The organism is Amycolatopsis speibonae (assembly GCF_042647925.1).
In the GTDB taxonomy this organism is placed as follows: domain Bacteria; phylum Actinomycetota; class Actinomycetes; order Mycobacteriales; family Pseudonocardiaceae; genus Amycolatopsis; species Amycolatopsis speibonae.
The window spans coordinates 38,204-53,156 of record NZ_JBHRWK010000055.1 but is presented as its reverse complement, the minus strand read 5'-3'; the positions used below and the strand labels follow the sequence as shown (position 1 = coordinate 53,156).

The following is a 14,953-nucleotide window of genomic DNA, read 5'->3' as shown; positions in this document are numbered from 1 at the left end:
TCCTCCAAGTCGACAACCCCCGCGCCACCGTCGCACTGGTCGAGAACACCCTGCACTGAAAGAGGAATTCGACGCTCCCCCCTCGTGCCCGCCGCCGACCGCGACGGCAACCAACCGCAGACGTCCCCGAACACCCCTTCACCGCCAGAACGATCATCACCTGGTGGTGCACTGAGGGATTGAGTGGATTGCGCGAGAACGGGAACAACCGGTTTCAGCGGAGCCGGTAAGCGTGAAGGATGCTCTGGGTCGTGGTGTTCCCGTCGGCGTCGGGGGCTTTCGCGCGCAGGGAGACAGAACCGGTCGCCGGATGGCGGAGTTCGGCGTCGCACCGGCCGACCTGCCCGCTCACCTTCGCGGGCTGCCAGTTCACGCCACCGTCGTAGGACGCTTCGACCCTGCAGGCCGGTGATCGTGTCGGGACCGTCCTGCCGGGACAGGGTGACGACCGGGATGGTGAAGGTGCCACCACCCGGCGCGCTGTTGGCCAGATCCACCGCCGGGGTGTAGCGCACCTCCGACAACGGCAGCGTTTGGCCCACTCCCTGGACGAACCCGCTGCGGAAGGTCCATTCGGCGGAGAAAGCCGCCGGCGACCGGGAGCGCACCCAACGCCGCGACCGCGGGAGGAACCCAGCCGAGCGCGAGCGCCGCGGCACCGAGCCGTGTTCCCCGCCGCGGTCGAACGCGTTCTCCGAGTCGTCCTGAACTTGCGCGAACCAGACGGGGAGACAGTATGCCCCGCCCGCCCCTTGACCGGAAGCCGATCTTCGCTATTCTGGCCTGCTGCCTTCTGGGGGAAGGACCACAGCAGCCATGCAGAAACAGCGTCACCTTTTCCTCGCCGCCACTCTCATCGACGCGCTCGGAAGCGGGATCTGGATCCCGTTCGGGCTGCTCTTCCTTGTCCACGGCCAGGGCTTCGGCCTGGTCGAAGCCGGCGCGGCGCTCAGCACCGGCGGCCTGCTCGCACTGACGACCGGGCCACTGGCGGGTACCGCGATGGACCGGTTCGGCCCGCGCGCCCTCTTGATCGCGGGAAACCTCCTCCGGCTGGTCGCCTTCTGCTGCTATCCCCTGCTGACCTCGATCTGGCAGGTCGTCGCCGCCACCCTTGTGGCGGGCGTCGGCGATCGGCTGTTCTGGACCTGCAACGCCCCCATGATCGCCGAGCTCACCACCGGCCGGGACGCCGAACGCGTCCTCGGCCTCCAGACGATGGGCAGGTTCGCCGGGGCGGGCGCCGGTGCGGCGGCGAGCGCGGTGCTCCCGGAGATCACCAGTCCGGCGGCGTTCCATCTCATCGCCTACGCCAACGCCGCCAGCTTCGCCGTGGCCGCGGCTCTCCTCTGGTTCCTGCCCACCCTGGCAAGGGCGTCCGAGAAAGACAGATCAGCAGGCTGGAAAGTGGTCTTCGCCGACCGGCCCTATATCCGGTTCTGCTTGACGCATATGGCTTTCACCCTGGCGAGTGCGAGCAAGTTCGCCATCCTGCCGATCCTGGTCCGCGATTTCCTGCACGGTCCTCAGTGGGTCACCGGTACCGCGATCACGATCGGGACCGTCGTGGTGGTGTCCTGCCAGAACATCGTCGTCCGCCTGCTCGCGAACCACACCAGAGCCACCGGGCTCATCGCCGCCGCATTGGTCTTCGCGGGTTCGTTCGCGATGCTGATCCCCGTCACTTCGGTCTCCTTGCGGGTCGCGATCGGGCTGATCCTCGTCACGAGCATCACCTTCTCCATCGCTGAGACGATGTTCGCACCACTATCCACGGCCGCTGCCGCCGAAAACGCGCCACCAGGGGCCGAGGGCCGAGCGAGCGCGCTGTTCCAGCTGTCATGGGGACTTCCGGTGGCGCTCGCGCCGGCCATCCTCGGCACCCTGCTCTCAGCGAGCAACCCCCTACCGTGGACGTGCCTCACCGTCACCTCCCTACTCGCCGTCCCCGCCATCCTCAGCCTGAAGAAAACACTGCTCGCCAAGCAGTCACCACCCATATCGGCGTAGACACAACAGGCCCGGAACGGGGACTGTCTCAAGATCGGTGTTTCTGGCCCGACACGCCGGGCTGGGTTCTGGCGGGATGGGCGTTGTGGGCGATGACATCGGAGCTTGTGAGTCCATGACGGCGCGGAAGTTGTCGCCGGAGCAAGTCGCCGCGGCGGCGATGGTGGCCGAAGCGAAAGTCCGCGGGCCGGCTCTGACCGGCCCCGGCGGGCTGCTGAAGCTGTTCACCGAGAACGTGCCGGAAACCGCGCTGAACGAGAAGATGGCCGAGCATCTCGGGCACGAGAAGAACCAGGCCGGCCCGGACCGCGAGTCGGCGAACGTGCGCGATGGCAGCCGGGCGAAAACAGTGATCTCGGACGATGCGGGCGAGGTCGGTATCACCTTGTGCGCCTGGGTGAACTTCAAGCCCGAGCCCGAGGCGCCGGCCCGAAGATCGCCGGGGAGGAGCCCGATCACGACAGTGTCGCGCTCGCGCCGCAGGTGTGAGGGTGGTTGGTCGCGCTGGTCTGCCTCGACAGGAACGGAGCGCCGGCTCGGGGCGGAGTAGCAGCTCGGCCACTCCGCCCCGAGCTGATCATGAGCAGCAACCCGCAGGCTGCGCGGCCACGCCGGCCTGGCCGGTGTCGGAGGTGCAGCAGGTGGCGAGGGCGGCGCTGTCGGTGCCGAAGGTCCGCGAGTCGGCTTTGACGGTGTAGACCTCCCAGGGTTCCTGGCCGGGACCGTGGACCCAGACCTTGTCCTGGACGGCGTAGCAACAGGTGGTGTCGTCCTCGGTCAGCGTGTCCAGCCCTTCGCCGGTGAGGCGCTTGCTGGCTTCGCTGACCTGGTCGGTGGATTCGACTTCGACGCCGAGGTGGTCCATGACCGTCGCCTGACCGGGTTCGCCTTCCAGGAGCACGAGCTTGAGCGCGGGTTCGGCGATGGCGAAGTTGGCGTAGCCGGGGCGGAGCTTGGCCGGTTCCGTGCCGAAGAGCTTGGAGTAGAAGTCGATCGAGCCTTCGAGGTCCCCGACCCGTAGCGCGAGCTGTACCCGTGACATCGCATCCTCCTTGGATAGACGTTCATCGAAACAGTGTGCGACTTAGATTGGCTTCTACTTAGAAGTCTGTCAAGATAGATGCATGCCGAAACAGCTGCCGCTCCTCGCGATGGACGCCTGCTGCTCCCCGCTGGCCCGCGAACCGCTGACCGAGGCCCAGGCCGTCGAGTTGTCCACGCTGTTCAAGGCGATGGCCGACCCCGTCCGGCTGCGGCTGCTGTCACTGATCGCCTCCCACGACGGGGGCGAGGCGTGCGTGTGTGACCTGACCGACGCGTTCGACCTGACCGGCCCGACCATCTCCCACCACCTCAAGGTCCTGCGGGAGTCCGGGCTGATCACCGGGCAGCGGCGCGGGACCTGGGTCTACTACCGGGTCCACCCCGAGGTGTTGGCCCGCCTGTCGGCCGTGCTCGTTCCTGGTGACGCCCCGGTCCCGGCATGACCGGCCAGCACAGCGGGGTGGTCGGGAAGCTGTCCACCCTGGACCGGTTCCTGCCCGTGTGGATCGCGGCCGCCATGATCGCCGGACTCCTGGCCGGGCGCTGGATCCCCGGCCTGAACACCGTCCTGTCCGCGGTGCAGGTGGCCGGGATCTCGCTGCCGATCGCGTTCGGGCTGCTGGTGATGATGTACCCGGTGCTGGCGAAGGTCCGCTACGACCGGCTCGCCGCGGTGACCGGGGACCGGCGGCTGCTGTGGCCGTCGCTGGTGCTGAACTGGCTGATCGGCCCGGCGCTGATGTTCGCCCTCGCCTGGCTGCTGCTGCCCGACCTGCCGGAGTACCGGACCGGGCTGATCATCGTCGGCCTCGCCCGCTGCATCGCCATGGTCATCATCTGGAACGACCTCGCCTGCGGCGACCGCGAAGCCGCCGCCGTGCTCGTCGCCTTGAACTCGGTGTTCCAGGTGATCGCGTTCGGCCTGCTCGGCTGGTTCTACCTCGCGGTCCTGCCCCGCTGGCTCGGCCTCCCACAAGCCGACCTCGCCGTCTCCGGCTGGCAGATCGCGAAAAGCGTGCTGATCTTCCTCGGTATCCCGCTCCTCGCGGGCTACCTCACCCGCCGATTCGGCGAACGCGCGAAAGGCCGCACCTGGTACGAGACACGGTTCCTGCCGAAGATCGGACCGGCCGCGCTCTACGGTCTGCTGTTCACCATCGTGATTCTCTTCGCGCTGCAAGGAGAACAGATCACCGCGCGGCCGCTGGACGTCGTCCGGATCGCCGTGCCGCTGCTGGTCTACTTCGGACTGATGTGGGCCGGGTCCTACGCCTTCGGCCGTGCCGTCGGCCTCACCTACGAACGCACCACCACGTTGGCGTTCACCGCCGCGGGCAACAACTTCGAACTCGCCATCGCCGTCGCCATCGCCACCTTCGGCGCGACCAGCGGACAAGCCCTCGCCGGAGTCGTCGGGCCACTGATCGAAGTCCCCGTGCTCGTCGCGCTCGTCTACGTGTCCCTGGCGCTGCGCCGCCGATACAGCCCCGCCCGCGTGGAGGTCACCCCGTGAACACCCCCGAAGTCCTGTTCGTCTGCGTCCACAACGCCGGACGCTCCCAAATGGCCGCAGCCCTGCTGCACCACCACGCCGCCGGACGCCTCACCGTCCGCTCCGCCGGATCGGCACCGGCGAGCGAAGTCAACCCTGCCGTGGTCGCGGTCATGGCCGAACTCGGCATCGACGTCTCCCGCGAGTTCCCCAAACGCCTCACCACCGACGCCGTCGAGGCCGCCGACGTCGTGATCACCATGGGCTGCGGTGACGCCTGCCCGGTCTTTCCCGGCAAGCGCTACCTCGACTGGCAACTCGACGACCCCGCCGGCCAGACCGCCGAGCAGATCCGACCGATCCGCGACGAGATCGACCGCCGCGTCCGCGCCCTGCTCGCCGAACTGGTCGCCCGATGACGCCCGGCCCGGTGCCGGTTCGTCTCGCGCTCATGGAGCGTCGGCCGCCACCGCCACCGCGACCGCTGGCGCGACGTCCTGATGATCGAACGCCGCAGCACGATCACCGGGGCCGGCTGAGCGCCCCACGCTGAAGCAACCGCTCGCGGCCGCGTGGCGTCGTCCGGATCGGAGTCTCGCCGCCGGCCCGCTTCGGGCTTATGCAGGCAGGGCCTGCGCCTTCGCCTGCCCGAAGTCCTGGCCGGGCGAGCAGTCCACCCGCCCGGCCAGGACTGGTGGTGATCAGCCGTTGGGGTCGCTGGTGTTCACGTCGCCGTTGACGCCCTTGGGGAAGAAGCCGCCGGAGGTGACGGCCTTCGGGTTCAGGTAGACGATGTTGAGCACCTGTCCCGGGGAGCGGCTGTAGGCGATCCCGTTGCCGTCGGTCGGCACGATGTTCGCCCTGCCCTGTCCGTCGACCACACCCTGGTCCAGATCGGCCTTCCCGTCGAGGCTGTCGCGGGCGTTGGAAAGCTTGACGCTGGCCTCGCGCAGGTCGCGGCCGAGGAGACCGAGCCCGAGGAGCCCACCGGTGTGCTGGTAGAGCGCGGTGCGGATGCTGGCGGCGTGGTACGCCTCAACGGCCAGGATCCCGGCGGCGGCTTCGAGGTAGGTCTTGTTGGTGATCAGCGGCGCGGCGCCCTTGTAGGCGGTGACACCGACGTCTTCGAACAGGTACGCCGCCAGCAGGAAGTTCTCCTCGCAGGCGAACGCGTCGAAACTCTGCCCCTTCTTGACCAGCCCGGCGGCCTGCGCCGCGGCCGTGAAACTGGCCTGCAGATCGATCGCGGGACGGCTCACCGCCGCGGATCCGAGCGCGGTGCGCAAGAACTCGACGTGGGCCTTCTCGTCGCCGGCGATCTCTTGCGCGTACTGCTTCGCGGCCTTCGTCTTGAACTTCACCGCGCGTCCACCGGTGACACCACCGCGCGTGCCGGTCCCGGTCGTCATGGAGTCGGCGAGCCCCTTGCCGGTGACGGCGTGCAAGTAGAACTCCGCTTCGAGATATTCGAGGTTGAGCGCGAAATTGAGTACCGCGCCGTCACTCACCCCTTCCGCTTCTGCCGCGGCCGGCCTGGCGGTCCCCGCCGACGCGGAAGGGACGGCGATCCCGCCGAGCGCACCCACCCCGACGACGCCAAGGCCCGTCACCCCGGCGGCGCGCAGGAAGCGGCGCCGATCCTGCTGATTCTCCGCACTCCGGTTGATCATCGATGCGGCATAGCGTTTGCCAAACACGTACGGTCTCCTTCCCGCCCGTGTCCTGGCTTCGCACGACAACGGGCGTGCCCCGCTCACCGGGCTATGACCATCGGCGGGCAAGGGTCGACTACGCGGACATCCTGCTTTCGAGTACGCAGCACGATCAGCTTGGTGCTCTTTCGCACTTCGGCCGGAATTCGCCGGATTCCGACGTCGGAGCGACCCCGATCGTGGCGGTGGAACGCGCTTCGCAGATCGTTGTGCTTCACCTACCGCACGCGGTCTCGTTCCGTGGCCGATCGGCCGAAGTTCGGCCGATTCGGTGATTCCACCAAGCCGCCAGGGCACCGGGCGCGAAATTACCGCACAAGGGCGTCCACCTGGGGTTCAGGCGGGACAAAACCTCGTCCATCGACACCGAACGGGCGAGGGCGTTTTGTCGTGCGTTCTTCATCACCCCGCCTCCCCTCGTCTCTGTTGTCAGGAAAAGAAGACCATTGACATGGACCGGAAAACTCCTGCTAACGTCCGATACGAAGTGTCAATCGAGCGGCCTCGCAAAGCCCAGATCGACTCTTGGGGGCTCATTCTTCTGTGAGGTCGTTTTTCCGGGGGAAGGAAACCGATGAAAATTCGTAACTCGCTGCTGACCTTGGCCGTGCTCGTGGGCGGCGCGATGACGGTGCTGCCCGGCGTGGCCGGCGCCACCGTCACCGAGGATTGCACGTACAACACCAGCGCCAGCGGGGTGAACTTCCACGTCAAGTGCTCCCGCCTGCCCACGGGAGTCTCGCAGTATCGGGCGGTCGCGCAGTGCGGCAACGGCTCCACCACCTATGGGATCTGGAAGACGGTGGCGGAGAGTGTGTACATCGGCTCCGTGGCCGACTGCACGAACCGGGGCAACGTGGCCAAGGGAGGAATCCAGCTCCGCTGATCACCTGCCCAGAGGAATGTACATGACGGCGGTGTCCCGGATTTCCTGTCCGGGCCACCGCCCTCCTTTCACTATTCTCCGCTGAGCATTCCGCTGTGCAGGGCGGCCGTGGTGCGCCGGTCATGGGCGCCGAGCTTGGCGCGTATTCGTGCCATGTGGTGTTCGACGGTCTTCCCGGAAATATGCGGCAGCTCGCCGATTTCGCGGTAGTATGGCCGTCGACGGCCAGGCGTCCGATGTCGGGGCAACAAGGAGAACAGGTCCACCGGCTGTCTCATCATCGCCTCGTACGCACCCGTCCAGCTCCCGCGAATCGCGTCGGGAGTCTCGGCACGGCGGATCAGACCGAAGGCGGGGTGCCGGCCGAACCAGCGCGCCGCCCTCCGGACAAGTGATGTCGCCCGCCTGATCCCGCCGCGACCCCAACCCCGTCGACCGGTGTCGATGAGGAAGTGGAATGGACGGAAACCGGTTCCGCGCATGACAAGGACTCGAGCCGGATCTCCCGGCGAACCTCGACGGCAAGATCGAGCGGCTGCGACCACACAGGGAGAACTGAGACCAGGGTGCACACCGAACCCTCGCCGACAGTATCCCTTATGTCCGCTTCGCTCGACCGGCCGTTGTATTGTGCGTCCATGATCAACGCGTCCGAGCCGTCCCCCTCCGAGGCCTTCGACCTACTGCTGGCCGGTAACCGGCGCTTCATCGCCGGCACCCCGGAGCATCCGAACCAGGACGCCACCCGGCGTGCCGAAACAGCTCCCGGACAACGTCCCTTCGCTGTCCTCTTCGGCTGTTCCGACTCACGGCTGGCCGCTGAGATCATCTTCGACCGCGGGCTGGGCGACCTGTTCGTCGTCCGCACCGCCGGTCACGTCGCCGGTTCGGAAGTGCTGGGCAGCATCGAGTACGCGGTCAGCGTCCTCGGCTGTCCCCTGGTCGTCGTGTTGGGTCACGACTCCTGTGGTGCCGTCGCCGCGACCCGCGCGGCGCTGACCGAAGGACTCGGCACCAACAGCTTCGTCCGCGACGTCATCGAACGGGTCACCCCGAGCATCCTCGCCGCCCGAGCCGCCGGGCTCACCGGCGACGACGACATCATCGACGAACACATCCGTCACACCGTCGACCTCCTGGCCGACCGCTCCCGCCTGCTCGCCGGCAAGATCGAAGCCGGGGAGACCGCGATCGCCGGACTGTCCTACCGCCTGGCCGACGGCAGCGCCCGGGTCGTCACCACCCGCGGCCTGAAAACCGGCTGAATCATCGGCTGAGCGTTTTCGGAGGCGCAGGTCAGGTATCGAGGTCCCTGCGCTGATAGCCGAGGACGCCGAGCGCGACCAGCGCTCCGCTGACCAGCAGAAGGCCGACGGTCGCGCTCCAGTCCGGTGGTGTTTCGGGTACAGAAGACAGATAGGTGTACGGGGAAAGGTACGTGAGCCACTCGGGTGCGTGAGTGCTCTGCAGGATCACGGTGAGCAGAAAGCCACCGGCGACCGGGAGCGCACCCAGCGCGGTGACCGCGCGAGGTGCCCAGCCGAGCCCAAGGGCCGCGGTACCGAGCGCGAGCAAGGCGACCGGAGCGGCATTCCCGGCCCCGGCGAGGGCGGCCGTGATCGGCAACGCCGCGCCGGCGATGGTCGCGCCGCACCAGAGCAGCGTTCCCGCAGTGGCCAGCAGTCCCAGCGCGCCCAGGCCGGTGATGAGGAGTTCGGTGAGCACGATCCGGTGCCGGGAGAGAGGCAGCGCCAGCAGCAGTGTCAGCCGTCGATCGGTCTCGGCCGCGGCGAACGCGGCGATCCGTGTCGCGGCATGGAGACCGACCGGGATCGTGAGCAGGCTGAACATCGCCGCGGCGAACCCCTCGGCGGTGCCGAGCCCGCCGAAGCCCGCAGCCGCTGCCAGTTCGGCGAAACGCGGGTTCTCTCGCAGAAACCGCAGAATCGACGCGATGAGGACGCCGACGAGCAGGAAGTAAGCCCCGATCGCCAGCGACCAGGCGAGAGTGGGACGCGCCGCGCGCCGGACGGCGAACCCGGTGACGGATCCCAGCAGCCCCACTCGCGGTCGCCGCCTGCCGGACGGATTCAGCACTCCCCGGCCGACGTCCCGGCGTGAGCAGGCGATCACCGCCGTGGCGCCGAGCAGGACCGGGAACGCGGCGAGGACCATCAGCGGGACGATCCTGTCGTCGGCATAGGGCGCGGCGATGGCGGTCAAGCCGAACGGGGTGGCCCAGGCAGCCCAGGACAGCGCGCTGACGCCGTCCGCGAGCATGCGAAGGAACAGGAAGGTGCCGAGTGCCGCGACAGCGAGCCCGGTGGCGGTGGCGCGGGCGGGCATGAGTTGCGCGGACAGCGCGCCCGCCGCGGCGAAGGTCATGGTCACGCCGAGTAGGCCCGCAGCGTGAATGACAGCACCCAAGGGCTGAGTACCGGCGACCAGCAGGGCCAACGCCACCGCCGCCGCGATCGCGACGGCCGCCGCGGTCAGCACGGCCAGAACCCGCTTGAGCGGATCGGCCGCGCGCAGGCGACCCGCGAGCAGCAGGTCAGCGCGGCCGGCGTCTTCTTCGCCGCGGGTGAGGCGGGTCGCGGTCAGCAACGCCCACACGCCGGTCAGGAGCTGGATGGGTGTGCCAGTACGCCAGACGGTGAATCCGCCCGGATCGTCCAGTGCGACCGGCGGCCCGAACAGGATCCGGATGGCCGGGTTCTCCGCGAGTGCCCGGATGGCCGTGCCGTTGAGTTCACCGGCGAAGGTGGCTTGGTACTGGCCTGCCACGACGGCCGACATACCCGCCGCCGCCAGGCCGACGAGCAGCGCGCCACGCCGGATCCGCCGGGCGACGTGCCGTGTGACCGCGGCGCCCGCACTACCCTGAGCCAGGATCTCGCGTTCCGAAGACAGTCTCACCGTTTCGGCGGTCATCGGGCGTTCTCGCCGTAGTAGTCGAGGAAGATCTCTTCGAGGGTCGGTTCACGCATCGAAAGCGTGGTGACGTCGGCGGCGGCCAGTGCCCGCAATGCCGGGCCCGGCGGCCCGGACATCGTGAAGCGCAGACGGCCCTCGTCCAGGCGCTCGACCTCCAGCACACCTGGAACGTCCACAAGCGACGGTTCAGGGCCGCGATGACCTATTTCCACAGTGGTGCGGTGCAACCGGCGCAGTTCGGTGATCCCCGCGATTTCGACCAGCCGTCCGGCACGCAGGATGCCGACCCGGTCGCAAACCGCCTCCACCTCGGCAAGCTGGTGCGAGGAAAGGAACACCGCCTGTCCCCGCTCCCGAGCCTCGACAACACACTGCCGGAAAACCTGTTCCATCAAGGGGTCCAGGCCGCTGGTGGGCTCGTCCAGCACGAGTAGCGGCGCCCGGCCGGCGAAGGCGGCGATCAAGGCGATCTTCTGTCGATTGCCTGTCGAGTAGGTCTTGGCGGGCTTGTCCAGGTCCACCTCGAAACGGCGCACGAGTTCCGCGCGATACCCCGGATCGACGCCAGGACCGACCCGGGCCAGCAACTCGAGAATCTCGCCGCCGGTCATATCCGGCCACAACGCGACATCACCGGGCACATACCCCAGCAAACTGTGCGCACGCCGCACATCGGCCGCCGGAACGCCGAACACCGTCGCCGATCCCGCCGACGGACGGATCAAGCCGAGCAGCAGCCGGATGGTCGTGGATTTGCCCGCGCCATTGGGGCCGAGGAAACCGAACACCTCGCCGGCAGCCACGGACAGCGCGAGATCGTCGAGAGCGAGCGTGCGGCCGAAGCGCTTGGTCAAACCGGTGACTTGGACAGCGGCGTGCGGTGTCCCGATGGCGCTGCGCATGGGTCATTCCCTTCCCGGACGGCGAATAACGTTGCCGACCAGGCTTCCCGGCGCACCTGAGGAAAAGGTACTCCCACTGGATCCTCGACACCAGACCACAAGTCGTCACGGTCGTCCCGACACGATCCGGTTTGCGTCGACGGCCTCCATACGGCATCTTTACGCGCGGAGCGCCGGGAAGCCTGGTCGGCACGACCCATCCATGACGGGTGGGGCGTTCGACGTGGACGGGGTTGTGCATGGCGCTCGCTTTGGCGTTCGGGCTGGTGTTGCTGATCAGCGTGTCACTGTCCGGGCTCGCGGCCCGGACAGTGCTCTCGACGGCGTTGCTGTTTCTCATCGCCGGCGCCTTGATCGGGCAGGGCGGTTTCGGCTTGGTCGACATCCCGTCCAACGGCGCGTTCGTGACCGGGCTCGCCGATCTGGCGCTGTTCACGGTGTTGTTCACCGACGGACAGCGCGCCGGCCTTCCCGATCTGAAGGAAGGGTGGCGGCTGTCCGGCCGGGCGCTCGGGCTGGCGATGCCGCTGACCATGGTCGGGATCGCCGTCCCCACCCACTTCCTCACCGGACTGGACTGGACGACCTCGTTCCTGATCGGTGCCATCCTGTCGCCGACCGACCCGGTCTTCGCCTCCGCCATCGTCGGCCGGACCGACGTACCACTTCGGCTGCGCAGGCTTCTCAACGTCGAATCCGGGCTCAACGACGGCCTCGCGCTGCCGTTCGTGCTGATCTTCCTCGCCACCGCCGCCAACCGGGACACCGACTTCGGCGGGATCGCGATCGAGCTCGTCGCCGGTCTCGCGCTCGGTGTCGCCATACCCGCGGTGATCGCGCTCGCCTGGCGATTGAAGATCCTGACCGCCGAACCGAGGCTTCAAGCACTGGGGCCACTCGCGGTCGCGGTCATCCTCTACGCGACCTGCCACCTCACGCACGCCAACCCGTACCTCGCCGCGTTCGCCGCCGGCGCCACCCTGGCCACCATGGACCGGGTTTCCGCCGAGCACTTCGAGCACTTCGGTGATCTTCTTTCAGAGACAACGAAATTCGCCGCCCTGCTCGTGTTCGGCGCCCTCATCACACCCGAGCGGCTCTCCCATCTCAGCTTCGGCGACTGGGCCGTCGCCATCATCGCCATCGTGCTGATCCGGCCCGCCGCGATGATGCTCTCCCTCGTCCGCACTCCGCTGCCCGCACGGGAACGATCGGTCGCCGCCTGGTTCGGGCCGAAAGGGTTCGCTTCCGTCGTCTACGGCCTGCTCGCGCTCCAAGCCGGGATTCCCGCCGGGGAACACGTCTTCGACCTCGTCGCCATCACGATCGCCTTGTCGATCGTCCTGCACTCCTCCACGGACGTGCCCGTCGCCAAGGCGCTCAGGATCGAACCACCCGACAACCTGCCCACCGGACGCCCGGAACCCGCGTCGCAACAGAAAGGTTCCTGATGGGAGGCGTCACGCCCGCCTTGCAGCGACCCGGACGCTTGAGACCTGTTCTTCGCCGAAGTGCGGTTCAGCGGTGAGGGGCGACCTGTTCCCCTGCCAGCTGCCAAAGCCAGCCGAACCTGTCGATGCGCCACAGCTGAGCCATGACGACGAGGGTCGCTCCGAACAGGGTGGGCCAGAAGTCGAGTGCGGCCAGGCCCCAGGTGATCAGGCCGAAGCCGATGAGGCCGAGTACGACCAGAACCCGCAGGACCTGCCTGTGGTCCGGCGGGACAGACGCTTTGTCGTGCGCCCAGATCCGTTCGCCGTAGATCCCGCGTGCGGCCCAGCTGCGCGGCTCGACCGGCGGGAACGCCGAGGGATTGAGGAACAGCCACACGACCACGGCCGCGATCGGCGCCAGGCACCACCAGCCGATCCAGGTCCGGCTCCAGATCGCGAGCAGCATCAGCGGAATCGCCGCGAACCGGGTCCATACGCTCCAAGGGTTCGCGTGGCGACGCCAGGCTTCGTCGTCCATCCGGAAGGTCTTCGCGACGGCATCGGTGACAGCCATGATGTTGTCCTTGTCAAGTGAGGGTTTCGAGAAGGGCGACGGCGGCGGAGACACCGGCCTCCGCTCGGATCTCCCGCGCGAGCCGCTCGGCTCGTTCGCGCATCGTGGGATCTCCGGTGGCTTGGCGTAGCGCCGCGGCGAGCCGGTCGCCGGTGAGGCGTTGCTGGCGGATCGGCGCCGGTGCGACGCCGAGGGCGTGCATCCGGGCCGCCCAGAACGGCTGGTCGGCGACGAACGGACACACCACCTGCGGCCTGCCGGCCGCCAGCGCGGCTCCGGTCGTGCCGCCGCCTCCGTGGTGCACGACGGCGCTCATTCGCGGGAACAGCCAGTCGTGTGGTGCGTGGTCGATCACCAACAGATCGCCGGTTCCGGCGTCCGCGGCGATGCCGCCCCAGCCGGTCGCGAGCACCGCGCGCACACCCGCCCGCCGGACCGCTTCCTCGACCACCGCCCGGGTACGGCGCGAGTCGCGGCCCGCCATACTGCCGAATCCGATGTAGACAGGAGCGGTTCCGGCGGCGAGGAAGTCCCGCAACTCAGCGGGCGGCTCCCAGCCCGCCCCGGCGGGGAGATGCCAGAAGCCAGTGGTGTGCACCGAGTTCGGCCAATCGGCGGCGGCGAGGGTGACGTGACGGCTGAACGCTTGCAGGACCGGTCGGTTCATGCCGTCCTCGTCGCGCAGGATGTCGTGGCTTCCCCGGCGTCGCGGCAGCCCGAGATCGGTGGTACGCCACGCGGAGGTGATACCGGCATACATCCGCAGTACGGCGCCCACAGCGAGATACGTGGCCCGGTTCAGCCTCTTCGGCAGGCGGGGCAAGGGAATCATCGGGCAGGGGAACTCCCCGATGGGAATCCAGCCGGGTTGCAACGCGACGACGACCGCGGGCACACGGAGCATCTCGGCCACGTGGTGCGCGGGTACCCCGGTCGTGTGCACGACGACGTCCGCGTGCGACGTTTTCGCGATTACGCCGACGTCGCGCAGGACTTCCGCCATCAGCGGCTTGATCCGCCGAGCCGTCCGCACGGCGGTGACCTTGCCCCGCACTCCGCGGTAGCCGCCCTCGATGGCCTCCTTCACCACCGGGTCGTTCATCAGCCGGTTCGGCCCCTCACTCAACGACGCGAACTCGACGTCGTACTCCCCCGCGACGTCAGCGAACGAGCCCGGCGCGGCCAGCACCGCCTCGTGCCCGTGTGCGCGCAGGGCGACCGCGAGAGCGAGCATCGGTTGCACGTCACCTCGTGTGCCATGGGTGACCAGCAAGGCCCTCACTTCGACCGCTCCGTGTCGTCGATGGTGGCGTAGGCGGACAGCCAGCGGTCATCGGCGAACAGGCCGTGGGTCAGCATCTCCAGCCCGGCCGTGGCACCCCGGACCGCGGTCGCCGTCTCCGCCGGATCGCCGCCGAGCAGCCGTCCTACGTGATCACCCAGGACGAGAGGCGCAAGCAGCCACGAGACGTAGACGACAGCCCGCGCCCGGGAGTCGTCCGTGGACCGCACCCAGCCCTGATTCTCGCCCTCGGCGAGCCAGGCTTCGGTGCGCTCCACGATCTCGGTGAACAGCGCGGACACTCCACTCGTACCCTCCAGAAACGCCCGGGCCAGATAGCGTCGCACGGGCGTGGCGGCGTGCAGCACCTCCGCCAGCGCATCGGTTCCTTCGCCGCTGCCAGAGCGGATCGAGTCGAGCACGTGGTCGTCACACGCCTGTCGCAGGCCGTCCTTGGAGCCGAAATGGTGCAGCACCAGCCCCGGTGACACCCCGGCGTCCCCGGCCACCGCCCGCACCGAGGTGCCTGCCACACCGTCGGCACCGAATCTGGCCAGCGCGGCATCGCGAATCCGAGCCCGCGCGGTCAGATCAGATACTGAACTCATGTTCAGAGTATTGAACACTTGTTCAGTTCAGTCAAGCGGCGGCGAAGACATCACGCAAGAACATGCCGAATCA

The 14,953-nt window shown here is 68.3% G+C and carries 16 protein-coding genes and 1 pseudogene; 8 read left to right on the top strand and 9 right to left on the bottom strand.

What is annotated here, in order from left to right; all coding sequences use genetic code 11:
• Positions 1 to 214: 214 nt before the first annotated feature.
• Positions 215 to 373 (bottom strand): hypothetical protein, encoded by a 159-nt coding sequence (locus tag ACFOSH_RS30480; RefSeq protein WP_378242715.1) that lies wholly within the window; start codon positions 371 to 373, stop codon positions 215 to 217.
• A 443-nt stretch (positions 374 to 816) separates the two neighbouring features.
• Between ACFOSH_RS30480 and ACFOSH_RS30475 the strand changes: the two genes are divergently transcribed.
• On the top strand, positions 817 to 2,010 hold the full coding sequence (locus ACFOSH_RS30475) for an MFS transporter (protein WP_378242713.1): 1,194 nt from the start codon (positions 817 to 819) through the stop codon (positions 2,008 to 2,010).
• A gap of 76 nt (positions 2,011 to 2,086) precedes the next feature.
• A pseudogene (locus ACFOSH_RS45155) lies at positions 2,087 to 2,398 on the top strand (transposase); the annotation flags it as partial.
• 189 nt (positions 2,399 to 2,587) lie between these two features.
• On the opposite strand, the gene ACFOSH_RS30465 reads toward ACFOSH_RS45155, so the two are convergent.
• The gene (locus tag ACFOSH_RS30465; protein ID WP_378242709.1) at positions 2,588 to 3,052 is read right to left on the bottom strand and encodes an ArsI/CadI family heavy metal resistance metalloenzyme; all 465 of its coding nucleotides are present in this window, start codon (positions 3,050 to 3,052) and stop codon (positions 2,588 to 2,590) included.
• An 82-nt stretch (positions 3,053 to 3,134) separates the two neighbouring features.
• On the opposite strand from ACFOSH_RS30465, the gene ACFOSH_RS30460 reads away from it, so the two are divergent.
• Genes ACFOSH_RS30460 through ACFOSH_RS30450 form a run of 3 tightly spaced genes read left to right on the top strand, consistent with a single transcriptional unit; the run spans position 3,135 to position 4,965 of the window.
• A complete protein-coding gene (locus ACFOSH_RS30460) occupies positions 3,135 to 3,497 on the top strand; it encodes a metalloregulator ArsR/SmtB family transcription factor (protein WP_378242707.1) in 363 nt (120 codons plus the stop codon).
• The gene (arsB, locus tag ACFOSH_RS30455; RefSeq protein ID WP_378242705.1) at positions 3,494 to 4,567 is read left to right on the top strand and encodes an ACR3 family arsenite efflux transporter; all 1,074 of its coding nucleotides are present in this window, start codon (positions 3,494 to 3,496) and stop codon (positions 4,565 to 4,567) included. Before ACFOSH_RS30460 ends, arsB begins: the two co-directional genes overlap by 4 nt.
• A complete protein-coding gene (locus ACFOSH_RS30450; protein WP_378242703.1) occupies positions 4,564 to 4,965 on the top strand; it encodes an arsenate reductase ArsC in 402 nt (133 codons plus the stop codon). Before arsB ends, ACFOSH_RS30450 begins: the two co-directional genes overlap by 4 nt.
• Before the next feature lie 282 nt (positions 4,966 to 5,247).
• Here ACFOSH_RS30450 and ACFOSH_RS30445 read toward each other — a convergent pair whose 3' ends face one another.
• Positions 5,248 to 6,243: a ferritin-like domain-containing protein gene (locus tag ACFOSH_RS30445; protein WP_378242701.1), complete on the bottom strand. Its 996-nt coding sequence runs from the start codon at positions 6,241 to 6,243 to the stop codon at positions 5,248 to 5,250.
• A gap of 589 nt (positions 6,244 to 6,832) precedes the next feature.
• Here ACFOSH_RS30445 and ACFOSH_RS30440 point away from each other — a divergent pair.
• A complete protein-coding gene (locus ACFOSH_RS30440) occupies positions 6,833 to 7,144 on the top strand; it encodes a hypothetical protein (protein WP_378242699.1) in 312 nt (103 codons plus the stop codon).
• Positions 7,145 to 7,215: 71 nt separating this feature from the next.
• Here the strand turns inward: ACFOSH_RS30440 and ACFOSH_RS30435 are convergent, their stop codons facing one another.
• Positions 7,216 to 7,422 (bottom strand): LuxR C-terminal-related transcriptional regulator, encoded by a 207-nt coding sequence (locus ACFOSH_RS30435; RefSeq protein WP_378242697.1) that lies wholly within the window; start codon positions 7,420 to 7,422, stop codon positions 7,216 to 7,218.
• A 360-nt stretch (positions 7,423 to 7,782) separates the two neighbouring features.
• On the opposite strand from ACFOSH_RS30435, the gene ACFOSH_RS30430 reads away from it, so the two are divergent.
• Positions 7,783 to 8,409 (top strand): carbonic anhydrase, encoded by a 627-nt coding sequence (locus ACFOSH_RS30430; protein WP_378242695.1) that lies wholly within the window; start codon positions 7,783 to 7,785, stop codon positions 8,407 to 8,409.
• 31 nt (positions 8,410 to 8,440) lie between these two features.
• Here the strand turns inward: ACFOSH_RS30430 and ACFOSH_RS30425 are convergent, their stop codons facing one another.
• Both ACFOSH_RS30425 and ACFOSH_RS30420 read right to left on the bottom strand, forming a co-directional pair.
• Entirely contained in the window at positions 8,441 to 10,078 is a 1,638-nt protein-coding gene (locus tag ACFOSH_RS30425) for a polyketide antibiotic transporter (protein WP_378242694.1), read from the bottom strand.
• Positions 10,075 to 10,983, bottom strand: coding sequence for an ABC transporter ATP-binding protein (locus ACFOSH_RS30420; RefSeq protein ID WP_378242692.1), 909 nt, complete (start codon positions 10,981 to 10,983; stop codon positions 10,075 to 10,077). The genes ACFOSH_RS30425 and ACFOSH_RS30420 overlap by 4 nt, the downstream gene beginning before the upstream one ends.
• 239 nt (positions 10,984 to 11,222) lie before the next feature.
• On the opposite strand from ACFOSH_RS30420, the gene ACFOSH_RS30415 reads away from it, so the two are divergent.
• Positions 11,223 to 12,434: a cation:proton antiporter gene (locus ACFOSH_RS30415; RefSeq protein ID WP_378242690.1), complete on the top strand. Its 1,212-nt coding sequence runs from the start codon at positions 11,223 to 11,225 to the stop codon at positions 12,432 to 12,434.
• Between the two features lie 67 nt (positions 12,435 to 12,501).
• Here ACFOSH_RS30415 and ACFOSH_RS30410 read toward each other — a convergent pair whose 3' ends face one another.
• The 3 genes from ACFOSH_RS30410 to ACFOSH_RS30400 are packed head-to-tail and all read right to left on the bottom strand — an operon-like array spanning position 12,502 to position 14,880.
• Positions 12,502 to 12,990, bottom strand: a complete 489-nt coding sequence (locus tag ACFOSH_RS30410; RefSeq protein WP_378242688.1) for a DUF6653 family protein — start codon at positions 12,988 to 12,990, stop codon at positions 12,502 to 12,504.
• Between the two features lie 13 nt (positions 12,991 to 13,003).
• Entirely contained in the window at positions 13,004 to 14,272 is a 1,269-nt protein-coding gene (locus tag ACFOSH_RS30405) for a glycosyltransferase (protein ID WP_378242686.1), read from the bottom strand.
• Positions 14,269 to 14,880, bottom strand: a complete 612-nt coding sequence (locus ACFOSH_RS30400; RefSeq protein ID WP_378242684.1) for a TetR/AcrR family transcriptional regulator — start codon at positions 14,878 to 14,880, stop codon at positions 14,269 to 14,271. Before ACFOSH_RS30400 ends, ACFOSH_RS30405 begins: the two co-directional genes overlap by 4 nt.
• Positions 14,881 to 14,953: the final 73 nt, after the last annotated feature.

Excerpts from the sequence above, each read along its gene's own strand:
- ACFOSH_RS30420 (WP_378242692.1), bottom strand. The coding sequence starts at position 10,983 with ATGCGCAGCGCCATCGGGACACCGCACGCCGCTGTCCAAGTCACCGGT.
- ACFOSH_RS30435 (WP_378242697.1), bottom strand. The coding sequence starts at position 7,422 with ATGAGACAGCCGGTGGACCTGTTCTCCTTGTTGCCCCGACATCGGACG.
- ACFOSH_RS30460 (WP_378242707.1), top strand. The coding sequence starts at position 3,135 with ATGCCGAAACAGCTGCCGCTCCTCGCGATGGACGCCTGCTGCTCCCCG.
- ACFOSH_RS30425 (WP_378242694.1), bottom strand. The coding sequence starts at position 10,078 with ATGACCGCCGAAACGGTGAGACTGTCTTCGGAACGCGAGATCCTGGCT.
- ACFOSH_RS30415 (WP_378242690.1), top strand. The coding sequence starts at position 11,223 with ATGGCGCTCGCTTTGGCGTTCGGGCTGGTGTTGCTGATCAGCGTGTCA.
- ACFOSH_RS30400 (WP_378242684.1), bottom strand. The coding sequence starts at position 14,880 with ATGAGTTCAGTATCTGATCTGACCGCGCGGGCTCGGATTCGCGATGCC.
- ACFOSH_RS30410 (WP_378242688.1), bottom strand. The coding sequence starts at position 12,990 with ATGGCTGTCACCGATGCCGTCGCGAAGACCTTCCGGATGGACGACGAA.
- ACFOSH_RS30430 (WP_378242695.1), top strand. The coding sequence starts at position 7,783 with ATGATCAACGCGTCCGAGCCGTCCCCCTCCGAGGCCTTCGACCTACTG.
- ACFOSH_RS30465 (WP_378242709.1), bottom strand. The coding sequence starts at position 3,052 with ATGTCACGGGTACAGCTCGCGCTACGGGTCGGGGACCTCGAAGGCTCG.
- ACFOSH_RS30440 (WP_378242699.1), top strand. The coding sequence starts at position 6,833 with ATGAAAATTCGTAACTCGCTGCTGACCTTGGCCGTGCTCGTGGGCGGC.
- arsB (WP_378242705.1), top strand. The coding sequence starts at position 3,494 with ATGACCGGCCAGCACAGCGGGGTGGTCGGGAAGCTGTCCACCCTGGAC.
- ACFOSH_RS30475 (WP_378242713.1), top strand. The coding sequence starts at position 817 with ATGCAGAAACAGCGTCACCTTTTCCTCGCCGCCACTCTCATCGACGCG.